The organism is Bacteroides salyersiae WAL 10018 = DSM 18765 = JCM 12988, assembly GCF_000381365.1.
Lineage (GTDB): Bacteria > Bacteroidota > Bacteroidia > Bacteroidales > Bacteroidaceae > Bacteroides > Bacteroides salyersiae.
Map to the genome: position 1 here is coordinate 683,839 of NZ_KB905466.1, position 12,472 is coordinate 696,310.

A 12,472-nucleotide genomic window follows, 5' to 3' on the forward strand; every position below is an offset into this window, starting at 1 on the left:
ACTCATCATGAATATCGAACCCATGTATCTGACTATCTTACTGATAGCGGGAGGTATTATTCTCCTGGTTCTCTTTTTTCATTATGTGCCTTTTTTCCTTTGGCTATCGGCCAAAGTATCAGGAGTAAACATCTCATTGGTACAACTTTTCCTCATGCGTATCCGTAATGTTCCGCCGTATATCATTGTGCCGGGCATGATCGAAGCCCACAAAGCCGGATTAAACAAAATCACCCGTGACGAACTCGAAGCACATTACTTGGCCGGAGGACATGTAGAACGGGTAGTACATGCGCTCGTATCTGCCTCAAAAGCCAATATAGAACTTCCGTTCCAGATGGCAACTGCCATTGACTTGGCAGGACGTGACGTATTCGAAGCTGTACAGATGTCTGTTAATCCGAAAGTGATCGACACACCCCCTGTAACTGCCGTTGCCAAAGACGGCATCCAGTTGATAGCCAAAGCCCGTGTAACGGTACGTGCCAATATCCGCCAGTTAGTAGGTGGTGCGGGCGAAGATACGATTCTGGCCCGTGTAGGCGAAGGTATTGTGTCTTCTATCGGTTCTTCCGAAAACCACAAATCGGTTCTTGAGAATCCGGACTCCATTTCCAAACTGGTGTTACGCAAAGGACTCGATGCAGGAACGGCTTTTGAAATCCTGTCTATCGATATCGCCGATATCGATATAGGTAAAAACATCGGTGCCGCCCTTCAGATAGACCAAGCCAATGCCGATAAAAACATTGCACAAGCCAAAGCGGAGGAACGCCGCGCAATGGCGGTAGCCACCGAACAGGAAATGAAAGCAAAAGCAGAAGAAGCACGGGCTAATGTGATTCAGGCAGAAGCGGAAATTCCTAAAGCAATCGCAGAAGCTTTCCGTAGCGGCAACTTAGGTATTATGGATTATTACAAGATAAAAAATATTCAAGCCGATACTTCCATGCGCGAAAATATAGCAAAACCGATCGGTGGAAATACGAACATGCCGCTTGGTGATTAATCCATCGCCACAAAATGATGCAGAGTTTCATAAGAACCTGTTTAAATTTTACTCAGCATTATTTTAAAAGTTATTTTTGAGGATGTTTTTCTGTTTTTAAAGGAGGATAGCGGGCTATCTGACGAATGAAAGCAGGAAAACAGACCGAAAATGAGCTTAAAATAAACTGATAAAACTTTTTAGGGGAAAATGTAAGCAGGCTCGAAGGTTTTCATTTTTAATAAACACTTTGTGGAGCTCTGTGTTATTTTTATAGAGAACTTGTTTAAAACTTAATCCTTATAAACATGAAAAAGTATTTTCCTTCCTCGGAGTTGATCATCAATGAAGACGGATCTGTATTCCATCTCCACGTGAAACCGGAACAACTGGCCGACAAAGTCATTTTAGTGGGTGATCCCGGACGTGTGGCACTCGTAGCTTCTCATTTTGAGAATAAAGAATTCGAGGTAGAAAGCCGCGAATTTAAAACGGTCACAGGAACCTATAAAGGCAAGCGTATTACGGTTGTCTCTACCGGTATCGGTTGCGACAATATCGACATCGTCATGAACGAATTGGACGCATTGGCCAATATCGATTTTCAAACTCGTGAAGAGAAAGAACACCTTCGCTCATTGGAATTAGTGCGCATCGGCACTTGCGGGGGATTACAGCCCAATACTCCGGTCGGTACTTTCGTCTGCTCACAAAAATCAATCGGATTTGACGGATTGCTGAACTTCTATGCCGGACGTAACGCTGTTTGTGACCTTGCTTTCGAACGAGCTTTCCTGAACCATATGGGATGGTCGGGCAACATGTGCGCCCCCGCCCCTTATGTGATTGATGCCAATGCCGAGTTGATTGACCGGATTGCAAAAGAAGATATGGTACGTGGTGTGACTATCGCTGCGGGAGGGTTCTTCGGTCCACAGGGACGTGAACTGCGTGTACCGTTGGCTGATCCCAATCAAAACGACAAGATTGAGAAGTTTGAATACAACGGCTTCAAAATTACGAATTTCGAAATGGAGAGCTCCGCTCTTGCAGGACTGGGCAGATTGATGGGACACAAGGCTATGACTGTGTGCATGGTAATAGCCAATCGTTTGATTAAAGAAGCGAACACCGGTTATAAGAATACCATCGATACTTTGATTAAAACCGTTCTCGATAGAATCTGATGAATTTATCTTTTGTCGCCATCGACTTCGAAACAGCTACAGGCTACATGGAGAGTGCTTGTTCGGTAGGTATCGTCACCGTGACCGACGGTATCATAACAGACGAATATTACAGTCTCATCCAACCGCCGGAAAACGAATATTGGCGTTCAAATATCCTCGTACATGGCATTACCCCGGATATGACCGAATCATTGCCAGGGTTTCATGCCATTTATCCCGAAGTGAAAAAACGGTTGCAAGGAATGACAGTGGTTGCCCACAATGAACAATTCGACCGTAATGTATTGCAGCGCACGATGCGTATGTATCAACTTGATTACGATGAATTGCTGCTTGCGGAACGTTGGGAATGTACTTTACGCATTTACCGTTCTTTAGGCTATAAACCGGCAAATCTGAGTGCCTGTTGCGAACGACAAGGTATCGAACTTACACATCACGAAGCCCTGTCCGATGCTCGCGGATGTGCCAAATTATACCTTAATTTTCTGGAACGCTACTGTCCGGCTAATACCCTATGGTAAATCGTTCTTGATGATGGGCAGGTTTTTCAAACTCGTCAATCATGGCAGCCGCATAATCCTGTACGGAAATATGGCTGTTACCTGCTACGTCTACCACCATATCATCTTTTCCTAAACGATATCTGCCGGTACGTACTCCGGGAACCATATCGGCAGCCGGTGAGAAAAACACCCAATCGATTTCTTTTTCTTTTTTCAAGAAATGAAAATAAAAATCACTTAATGCCTTGACTCCGGGTAATAGTTTTTCGGGTACCTCACCGGAATCTACCAAACGTATGCCCGGAGCTATAAACAAAGACCCGGCACCGCCGACCATCAGGAAACGGCTGACTCCGGATTTCTTCACTCCGTCCATTATTGTCAGATAAACCTTAATCGTTTCATCGTATATATCCGGATTATCCCATCCGGGATTGAATGCACTGATCACCGCATCGGCTCCTTTACATACTTCGGCTACCTCATCCAAGGAAGAAACATCCGCTTTCTTTATGATCAGATTTTCATTTTGTATCTTGATCTTCTCCGGATGGCGAACCACTGCCGTAACTTGAATTTCACGGTTTAAAGCTTCATTCAGAATAGCCGACCCCACGAAGCCACTCGCTCCTATTAATACTACCTTTTTCATATCCAATTTGTTTTAATGTTCAATTTATAATACTATATTATAACACACCACCCTACAAATTGTTGTGACATGAAAAAGAGGATCAGATATACTTCTCGATTGCCACTTTTAACTGCTCCATGGAATAAGGTTTAGATACCACCTCATTACAACCGGCAGCAAACGCCTGCTTCTGTTCTGTATAAAAAGCATGGGCCGTCACTGCTATAATGGGGATATCAGCAGACATGGTGCGAATTTTTGCAGTAGCTTCAATACCATTCATCACCGGCATACGAATGTCCATCAAGATTAAATCGGGAGTATCCCGTAAGAAACTTTTCACAGCATCTTCCCCGTTCGTTACCCACAAAATAGTATATTCTTTTTTTAGAAAAGCATTTATCTGCATAAAGTTGACCTCGATATCTTCAACCACAAGAATCCGCTTTTGCCCTGTCTTATACGCAGTCCCCTCATCTGCTGACGAATGGATTTGTCGATAAGGCAGATATAAAGCGAACACGCTCCCTTTACCCAATTCAGATTCTACTTCGATCCGTCCGCCAAGACGTTCTGCAATACTTTGGCAGATAGGTAATCCTAATCCTGTACCCTGTACAAAAGCATTCAATTTCTCAAAACGGGTAAATATCAGGGGGAGCTTCTCCTTAGATATACCGCAACCGGTATCACGGACGAACAACTTTACCCAATCTCCCTCTTTACACATCCCCAATGTTATAGTGCCCTGTTTCGTATTCTTGATAGCATTGGAAAGAAAATTGAACAATACTTGAGTAACCCGATTACGGTCCGTCACCGTAACTATTTCCTCTTCCGGACGTACTACTTTAAACTCAACATTCTCTTTCATCTTCAATCGATGTACTTTCCCGACCTCATCAATCAACGTACAGATCTCCGCCGGTTGAAGTTGCATCTCCGACTTCCCCGATTCAATACGTGACAAATCAAGGATATCATCGATCAACTGCAACAACAAATTGCTATTCTTACGGATGATGCCTATGTATTCTTCTTTTTCTTCGGGATCTTCCGTAAAAGCAACAATCTCAGAAAAACCGACAATAGCATTGAGTGGAGTACGTATTTCATGGCTCATATTTGCCAGAAAAACAGATTTCATCCGATCCGCCTCTTCCGCTTTCCGTTTTGCTTCGATCAATTCTTTAGCGTGTTGCACCCTTTCTCCGATATCATGGATCAAAGCCAACACGTTGTTACCTTCAAAAGGAGCAATACGTGCCTGAAAATAATACCTGCCATTCTCAATGTCCAACGGGTATTCTATCTCTTTCATTTCCCCGTCTTTCAAACATTCATTAATATTCCGAATGAATAAATCACTGACTTCAGGGCTATAGATAGAACGTCCGTCAGCACCTTTTAAAACGTCCACCGAATGCAGCAAAACCGTATCAGGAGCCATTAAGACATCTGTTATAAAGAAATTATTATCGAAAATAAAGATAAATTCAGGCAAAGCTTCAATAATCTTCCGGTTCCGTTCTTCCAGTCGCCGGATATGCGACTCTTTCTCACATTGCGAAGTAACATTAATAGTATATGCAATTATCTTTTCGGGGTGTCCCGCTTCATTCTTCTGATAAGAGAGGAAATGATCCTCCAGCCAGATAATCTCACCATGACACCCCATACAGCGCACCTGTATCTGAGATGTCTTGTCCTCCGATTCAAGCATCTGTGAAAAAGCATTCCGGTAAGGCACGATATCTTCCGGATGGGCATATTGATAAAAGTCATCAATATTTTCAAATACGATGCCTGCTTCTCTCAGACCCAATATACGAAAATAGTCATCCGTAAAACTACATTGTCCGGTAGAGATATCATACTCCCACAATGCTATTTGATGCGCGGCCAAAACGGAGGTTATCTCTTGATATTTATTTTTCAGTTCATCAAAATCCTCATCCTTTGTCAGTGAATTCATTTCTTCTATTACCATGGTATGTATTGTTTTGCTGTATGATAAACAAAGATATGAATTATAAAGAATAACTTGCACCAAAGTTATCTCTTTTTTCTTCAGAAAGTTTTATCTTTGCCTTTCATAAAATAAAAAACAATGAATCAAGATACCATCTGCGCCATCGCCACCGCTCAAGGTGGTGCTATCGGAAGTATTCGTGTTTCCGGCCCCCATGCCATTGACATCACTGAACGGATATTTATTCCTGTGAAAGCTGAGAAAAAATTAACCGGCAGAAAGCCATATACCCTCACATTCGGCCATATCTACAACGGAGAAGAAATAATAGATGAAGTGCTTGTCAGTCTGTTTCGTGCTCCCCATTCTTATACAGGAGAAGACAGTACTGAAATTACCTGCCATGGTTCCAGCTATATCCTCCAGCAGGTATTGCAGTTGCTTATCAAAAACGGTTGTCGTCTGGCGCAACCCGGTGAATTTACACAAAGAGCTTTCTTAAATGGTAAAATGGATCTCAGCCAGGCGGAAGCGGTAGCGGATTTAATTGCTTCAACATCAGCAGCAACCCATCGCCTTGCCATGAGTCAGATGCGAGGCGGGTTCAGTAAAGAGCTGACAGATCTCCGGGAAAAGCTACTCAACTTCACCTCTATGATAGAATTGGAATTGGACTTCAGTGAGGAGGACGTAGAATTTGCCGACCGTTCCGCATTGTTGCAACTGGCAGATAGCATAGAAAAAGTAATAGCCCGTCTGGTGCATTCATTTAATGTAGGTAATGTTATCAAGAACGGTGTTCCTGTAGCTATTATCGGTGAAACGAATGCCGGAAAATCAACACTCCTCAATGTTTTGTTAAATGAAGACAAAGCCATCGTCAGTGACATTCACGGCACCACCCGTGATGTCATCGAAGATACCGTAAACATCAATGGTATCACCTTTCGCTTCATCGACACGGCGGGCATTCGTGAAACCAATGATACAATCGAGAATTTAGGTATAGAGCGTACCTTTCAAAAAATTGATCAAGCGGAAATTATCCTTTGGATGATCGATGCTACAGACGCCCCCTCGCAAATAGAAGGACTATCGAAAAAGCTCCTCCCCCATTGCGAAGGCAAACACCTGATCCTCACTTTTAATAAATCCGACCTCATCAGAGAAGAGCAGAAAGAAGCCATTTTGTTTCTCCTAACGAATTTTCCCAAAACTGATATAAATTCGATCTTTATCTCTGCAAAACAACATTCAGGAACAGATGAATTACAACAGATGCTGACTGAAGCTGCTCATTTACCGACAATCACTCAAAATGATGTTATTGTCACCAATGTTCGTCATCACGAAGCACTTAGTCTTGCTTTGGAAGCCATACACCGTGTACAGGAAGGATTGAACAGAAATATTTCCGGAGATTTTTTGGCACAGGATATACGCGAATGTATTTTTCATCTATCGGATATCGCGGGAGAGGTTACTAATGACATGGTATTGCAGAATATTTTTCAAAATTTCTGCATCGGCAAATAACGGCTTGTAAACAGCCATAAGCAACCATAACCATTTAGAATAAAGTCGCTGAAATACAGCGACTTTTATTTTTATGTCCATTCCTGTCAATTCTGACAGACTACCGATTTTCAGCATCTTTTTGTACCATAATTCTACCGCCGAACAAATAAGCGGACTTCTCGCACTCATCATAGCGACATCTTAGGCACGATGTGAGACGCTATGAGAATGAGCGGAACCGCTATAGAAGACACAGCGTGAGACGCTGTGAGAAATTGTGAGACGCGTTGAGACGAAATCGACGAAATTAAAGGCGACCAATATATGGAGGTACAGAGAAAATGCCAGTGGTGCGGCAAACCATTTATAGCACACACGATGGTAACACGGTTTTGCAGCAAATCGTGTACAGAAAAAGCGTACAAGGACAGGAAGCGCAAGCAGAAATTGCAGGAGTACGAAGCGAGGCAAAGCGAACAACCGATGCAGGAAGTCGGCATTGTGGGTGGCAAACCGTTCCTCTCCCCTGCCGAAACCGCTACCCTTTTAGGCATCAGTCGTGCCACCATCTACCGACACATGGCTGCCGGTATCATTCGGGCTTTGCAACTTCGCGGGCGTACCATCATACGCAAATCCGACATTGAAAAGATGTTCGACAATGCACCCGACTACAAGAAACGCAACTATGGACGGAAACAGACCGTCATCTATTACACCACGAATGAGATTCTGGAGAAATACCAAATCCAGAAGAAAACCCTGTATCGTCGCTGCAAACTATACAACATCCCAAAAGTTGAAGAAGGTAGCCGTGTGTTCTACAACCGCACCCTCATAGACAAGTATTTTGCCGACCTTGCCGAAGAAATCAATCCGGACTGTTATTACACCCCGGAGCAGGTCATGGAAAAATACGGTATGAGCCGTAATGCCGTTGTCACCTTTGCCCTGCGGCACAACATTCCCCGAATCAACCGTCACCACGAGGTGTATTATTCCCGTACCCATATAGACACAATCAAAGAAAAACAGGACAAACTGAATCCCGACTATTATACCTATTCGGAAATCACCAAGGAATACGGGCTTACCAAGATAAACATCAGTTACTATGTCAACAAATACGATATAACGAGGTTCAAACAAGGAAGCCGGACTATGGTATTGCGCACCGAGTTTGACAAGGTATATCGTGAGCATCGGGACGGTACATATACACCCAAGAAGCGCGAAAGCAAATCCGGTCAGCAGGTACAGAAAGAGCCTTTTACAATTCCCGATGGCTACTACTCGTCGGAACAGATTGCAGTCACATATCAGATGACCAAGAAAACCATTTGCAGGCTGTGCCGTGAAAACGACATCCCGAAAATTAGTCACGGAGGGTTCAACTACTACGAACAACTGGCAGTAAACCGTTTCTTCGCCAAATACAAAGCTGCTGACAATATCAAAGAATGGATTGGCGCAGAACAAATGGAAGAAATATACGGTATGAGCAAAGATGCCAGATGCTCGTTTGTACATCGCCACAAAATCCCCTCCCGTGTAGTCTATGGCAAGGTTCAATACTCCAAAGACCATATCGACATCATCAAGAACGGAGGTTTCGACCAACGCGAAAAGTATTACAGCGTGACTGAGGCGATGGAAAAATATGGTTTGCGTAGGGATGATGTCTATAACTATGCACGCTATAACAACATCCGAAAAATGCACCACGGCAAATCCATGTTCCTGCTAATAGAGGATTTTGATAATGTGATGGCTGAAAAATCCGTCACCTGAAAATTATTCTATTGCAGACAGGAAAATTATTCAACAATGGGCATGGTCTGCATAGAACCATTTCGTTGGTTTGCAGCAAATTATTAATAACAATATAATATAGAAGAGTATGCACGAATGTAAAACTGTAACATTGAGGACAAGACCTCTAAAGAACAAAATGTTGTCGTTCTATCTGGATTATTATCCGGGATATAGAGACAAGGAAACAATGAAAGTAATCCGTCACGAATCGCTTGGCATTTATATCTATGCCAATCCGAAGAACAAACGGGAGCAGAATTTCAACGATGTAATGACCGAGAAAGCCGAAGCCATCCGTTGCCGCAGATTTGAATCTGTTGTAAATGAACGGTATGACTTCTTCGACAGGTACAAACTCAAGGGTGATTTCTTGGAGTACTATCGCCAGCAGCTCCGCAAGCACGACCAGAAATGGGAGTTCGTCTATCTCCATTTCAAGAACTTCGTACACGGCAAATGCACTTTTGAAGAGATTGACATCGACCTGTGCAACAAGTTTCGGGAATACCTTCTGAGCGCCAAAAAACTAAGACGCAACGGACGTATCACACGAAACTCTGCATCAGGATATTGGTCTACTTTCAGAGGATTCTTGAAAATACTATATCGCAATGGGATGATAAAGACCAATGTCAATGACTTCTTGGAAAAGATTGAAACAGAAGACACTATGAAAGAAGCTTTATCTGTTGAAGAATTGTACCAGTTAGCTGAAACGCCATGTAAAAAGCCTATTGTAAAAATCGCATCGCTGTTTTCCTGTATGACCAGCTTGCGCATCAGCGATATCCTCGCCCTACGTTGGGAAGACATAGTGGACTACTCTGCCGGAGGAAAATGTGTGCATATCATCACACAGAAAAACAAAGCGGAAGACATCATTCCCATCAGCGAGGAAGCATTAGGGCTGATAGGATACAGTTCTGAGAAGAAAGGACTGGTATTCAGGGGACTTATGCGTAGTTGGACACAAGTACCAATGAAAGAGTGGATTCGTTCTGCCGGAATAACCAAGAACATAACATTCCATTCATATCGTAGAACATTCGCAACCCTTCAAGGGGCTGCCGGTACTGACATCCGTACCATACAAAGCATAATGGCGCACAAAAGCATCACCACCACGATGCGTTACATGAAAGTCGTGGACAGCAACAAGCGTGAAGCCAGCAAGAAAATCACTCTGATACGCAAGGGGTGAGCTCCCCTATTTTGCTACATTTCATAGGCTTAGAGTATGATAATCACTCGAAAATCATACTCTAAGCCTATATTTTCTTAAAAATTGACCGATTTACTGCACTTATTTATAACTATCTGGAAATGTGCTTATAACTTTGCACTATCATTTCATCCAAACAACAATAGATTATGACAGATAGTATTCAAATTCACAGGAAAAAGGCAAGTTTCATACTTGCTGTAAGCGTTACTTCATACTCGGTAATCGCCACTTATCTTTATAACTGCCATCAAATAAACCTGATGGAATATACCACACCTATTATATTGAGTATCGTACTCTTAACTCTTTCATGCGCGTTTTCTCAAAGATTTTTCTATCGCCACCTTATCAAGAATAACGTATGTATTTCTTTTGGCAAGCAAAAAGAATTCATCCCACTTGAAATCACGCAGCCATCTGATACCATTACCCCGGAAGTAGAAGTTATGAAAGTTATAGAAGTGCCGACTGTAAAGAATGATTACACAGATGGTTATGACGAACGCATAGCTGAAATAGAACGGGTAAAGACAGAGCAGCAAGCTGACATTATGCGTGTTATGCACGAATATACAACATATAGTATGGCTGAATTTCTTTCAAAAAACGACCTTATTACACTTCACGAAAACATAGAGTGCTTTGCCCATGGGCAATGTGATTTATACAAGCCCATACGTTCCAAATTCGACACCCCATTAAACACTCTTGATATACGGCATTTTGTATGGAATATCGGTATAAGGTTGAATATCTCGGTGGAAAAATGCGCAGAATTCATAAAAACCATATTCTCACACGAATTGAAAAATGCTACTCTGTTTTATCTATCAAAAAATCTACGGACTACAGGTATTTGTAAAATCCCACTTGACATTCCCCTAAAAGGAGAGTATTATTTCAATTGCCTCAAAAAAGCAGACGACGAGACAGTGGTTTTGACCGACTGAAATGATTCCATCGCTGACTGAAAAATTACCCTCTGCTGGCGAAGGTCTGCATAGTATCATTGTGTTGGTTTGCAGCATGTTTAACAAATAAAACATTTGAATCATGTCTAAGAATCAATTCACATTCAATGACCTTCCCGAAGTGCTGGGAGAGTTATGCGACCGAATCGCAAGTATGGAAAGTTTGCTGACCGAAAAACTTTCCAAGCAGAACGAAGTCAAGGAGAACACGCACGTCCCCATGACCGTGCAGGAGGCTTGCGCCTATCTCAAAATGCCACTATCGACCTTTTATTACAAGGTCAAAAAGGACGATATTCCGGTTATAAAACAAGGCAAGCACCTCTACATCTATCGAGATGAGCTGGATAAATGGTTGGAGTCATCCCGTAAGACTGCCGTTCCGCAAAGTTTCGAGGAAGAGAATGATGCGCTGCTCGCTTCCCATCGTCGTAAACCAAACTCTAAAAACTGGTAGGCTATGGAGAAGACGAACAATAACATTCCATCCGCTGAGGAACTGGCTATTTACATAAAGGAGGCTACCGTGAGCGTAGCCAACACATACGAACAGTCGCCTGTGGTGCTGATGGTGGATGACTCCATTATCGGAACATTGGGAAACTTCAGTGCATCCATCGGTAAAGCCAAGAGCAAGAAGACTTTCAATGTTTCAGCCATTGCCGCTTCCGCATTGGCCAATAGTACTGTACTCCATTACCGTTCATCGTTCCCAGAAAATAAACGGACGATATTGTATATCGACACCGAACAAGGAGAACCTCATTGCCAAAAGGTGCTACAACGCATTCTATGTTTGGCTGGATTACCAAAGGATGCCGATTCTGACAATCTGATTATGTTAGGTCTGCGGAAATATTCTCCCGAAATGAGACTTGCAATAGTCGAACAGGCCATTGGCACAATTCCGAATTTGGGATTGGTCATTATAGATGGCATCAGGGATTTTATGTACGACATCAATTCTCCGAATGAAGCCACCAATATAATCTCCAAATTCATGCAGTGGACTGACGACCGTCAGATTCATATCCACACCATCCTGCATCAGAACAAGAATGATGAACATGCCCGTGGTCACATTGGCACGGAACTCAACAACAAGGCAGAAACCATCATGCAGGTGGAAGTGGATAAAGATGATAAAACTATCAGTTGTATTGAAGCCATTCATATCCGAGACCGGGAATTTGAGCCTTTCGCTTTCCGCATAAACGAATGTGCCTTGCCTGAACCAGTGGAATCCTATATATCCAAAGAGAAGAAACTCGGACGACCGACCAAAGAACCTTTTGAGCCATACAAGGAAATCCCGGAGAGCGTACATCGTGCTGCGTTGGATGCCACTTTCGCCGATGGCAATATTACCGGTTACGACAACTATCTGGAGCGACTGAAAAACGGCTACGGGTTACAGGGTGTAAAACTCGGTCATAACAAAGCGGTCAAAGTAGCTACCTTTCTCGGCAATAAACGGATGGTGATAAAAGAAGGGAAAGAATACCAATTCAATCCTGACTACCATTATTAATCTTGATGAATCAGTACAACCGTAGAACTTTACTTTAGTACAGGGGGCGTATATATAGGAATAAAGCAAAGTGGTCAAGGATTGCAGTATGCAGTATTCATTCCTACCCTTTTATTGTAGGA

11 protein-coding genes are annotated in these 12,472 nt (G+C 42.8%); 9 read left to right on the forward strand and 2 right to left on the reverse strand.

What is annotated here, in order from left to right:
* Positions 1-7 precede the first annotated feature (7 nt).
* The 3 genes from floA (at position 8) to HMPREF1532_RS02785 (ending at position 2,702) form a co-directional block, all read left to right on the forward strand.
* Positions 8-1,009 (forward strand): flotillin-like protein FloA, encoded by a 1,002-nt coding sequence (gene floA, locus HMPREF1532_RS02775; protein ID WP_005924481.1) that lies wholly within the window; start codon positions 8-10, stop codon positions 1,007-1,009.
* Between the two features lie 287 nt (positions 1,010-1,296).
* Complete coding sequence (locus tag HMPREF1532_RS02780) at positions 1,297-2,175, forward strand: nucleoside phosphorylase (RefSeq protein ID WP_005924483.1); 879 nt, start codon at positions 1,297-1,299, stop codon at positions 2,173-2,175.
* Positions 2,175-2,702 (forward strand): 3'-5' exonuclease, encoded by a 528-nt coding sequence (locus HMPREF1532_RS02785; RefSeq protein WP_005924485.1) that lies wholly within the window; start codon positions 2,175-2,177, stop codon positions 2,700-2,702. Before HMPREF1532_RS02780 ends, HMPREF1532_RS02785 begins: the two co-directional genes overlap by 1 nt.
* Here HMPREF1532_RS02785 and HMPREF1532_RS02790 read toward each other — a convergent pair.
* Positions 2,686-3,336 carry an NAD(P)-dependent oxidoreductase gene (locus HMPREF1532_RS02790; RefSeq protein WP_005924487.1) on the reverse strand — a complete coding sequence of 217 codons (651 nt, stop codon included), beginning with the start codon at positions 3,334-3,336 and terminating at the stop codon, positions 2,686-2,688. The two genes, HMPREF1532_RS02785 and HMPREF1532_RS02790, sit on opposite strands and share 17 nt — an antisense overlap.
* Positions 3,337-3,418: 82 nt before the next feature.
* The gene (locus tag HMPREF1532_RS02795) at positions 3,419-5,293 is read right to left on the reverse strand and encodes a PAS domain-containing hybrid sensor histidine kinase/response regulator (protein WP_148301697.1); all 1,875 of its coding nucleotides are present in this window, start codon (positions 5,291-5,293) and stop codon (positions 3,419-3,421) included.
* A gap of 135 nt (positions 5,294-5,428) precedes the next feature.
* Here HMPREF1532_RS02795 and mnmE point away from each other — a divergent pair, with 135 nt between their 5' ends.
* The 6 genes from mnmE (at position 5,429) to HMPREF1532_RS02825 (ending at position 12,350) form a co-directional block, all read left to right on the forward strand.
* Positions 5,429-6,826: a tRNA uridine-5-carboxymethylaminomethyl(34) synthesis GTPase MnmE gene (gene mnmE / locus HMPREF1532_RS02800; protein WP_005924491.1), complete on the forward strand. Its 1,398-nt coding sequence runs from the start codon at positions 5,429-5,431 to the stop codon at positions 6,824-6,826.
* 306 nt (positions 6,827-7,132) lie between these two features.
* Positions 7,133-8,599 (forward strand): helix-turn-helix domain-containing protein, encoded by a 1,467-nt coding sequence (locus HMPREF1532_RS02805; RefSeq protein WP_005924495.1) that lies wholly within the window; start codon positions 7,133-7,135, stop codon positions 8,597-8,599.
* 109 nt (positions 8,600-8,708) lie between these two features.
* Positions 8,709-9,824 carry a tyrosine-type recombinase/integrase gene (locus tag HMPREF1532_RS02810; RefSeq protein WP_005924498.1) on the forward strand — a complete coding sequence of 372 codons (1,116 nt, stop codon included), beginning with the start codon at positions 8,709-8,711 and terminating at the stop codon, positions 9,822-9,824.
* A gap of 170 nt (positions 9,825-9,994) precedes the next feature.
* A complete protein-coding gene (locus HMPREF1532_RS02815; protein ID WP_005924501.1) occupies positions 9,995-10,798 on the forward strand; it encodes a hypothetical protein in 804 nt (267 codons plus the stop codon).
* Between the two features lie 103 nt (positions 10,799-10,901).
* Positions 10,902-11,276, forward strand: a complete 375-nt coding sequence (locus HMPREF1532_RS02820; protein WP_005845215.1) for a helix-turn-helix domain-containing protein — start codon at positions 10,902-10,904, stop codon at positions 11,274-11,276.
* A 3-nt stretch (positions 11,277-11,279) separates the two neighbouring features.
* Complete coding sequence (locus HMPREF1532_RS02825) at positions 11,280-12,350, forward strand: AAA family ATPase (RefSeq protein ID WP_005924503.1); 1,071 nt, start codon at positions 11,280-11,282, stop codon at positions 12,348-12,350.
* Positions 12,351-12,472 lie beyond the last annotated feature (122 nt).

Bases quoted from the DNA above. Each gene is read 5' to 3' on its own strand.
- HMPREF1532_RS02780 (WP_005924483.1), top strand. From the start codon at position 1,297: ATGAAAAAGTATTTTCCTTCCTCGGAGTTGATCATCAATGAAGACGGA.
- HMPREF1532_RS02825 (WP_005924503.1), top strand. From the start codon at position 11,280: ATGGAGAAGACGAACAATAACATTCCATCCGCTGAGGAACTGGCTATT.
- HMPREF1532_RS02790 (WP_005924487.1), bottom strand. From the start codon at position 3,336: ATGAAAAAGGTAGTATTAATAGGAGCGAGTGGCTTCGTGGGGTCGGCT.
- HMPREF1532_RS02795 (WP_148301697.1), bottom strand. From the start codon at position 5,293: ATGAATTCACTGACAAAGGATGAGGATTTTGATGAACTGAAAAATAAA.
- floA (WP_005924481.1), top strand. From the start codon at position 8: ATGAATATCGAACCCATGTATCTGACTATCTTACTGATAGCGGGAGGT.
- HMPREF1532_RS02785 (WP_005924485.1), top strand. From the start codon at position 2,175: ATGAATTTATCTTTTGTCGCCATCGACTTCGAAACAGCTACAGGCTAC.
- HMPREF1532_RS02820 (WP_005845215.1), top strand. From the start codon at position 10,902: ATGTCTAAGAATCAATTCACATTCAATGACCTTCCCGAAGTGCTGGGA.
- HMPREF1532_RS02810 (WP_005924498.1), top strand. From the start codon at position 8,709: ATGCACGAATGTAAAACTGTAACATTGAGGACAAGACCTCTAAAGAAC.
- HMPREF1532_RS02805 (WP_005924495.1), top strand. From the start codon at position 7,133: ATGGAGGTACAGAGAAAATGCCAGTGGTGCGGCAAACCATTTATAGCA.
- mnmE (WP_005924491.1), top strand. From the start codon at position 5,429: ATGAATCAAGATACCATCTGCGCCATCGCCACCGCTCAAGGTGGTGCT.
- HMPREF1532_RS02815 (WP_005924501.1), top strand. From the start codon at position 9,995: ATGACAGATAGTATTCAAATTCACAGGAAAAAGGCAAGTTTCATACTT.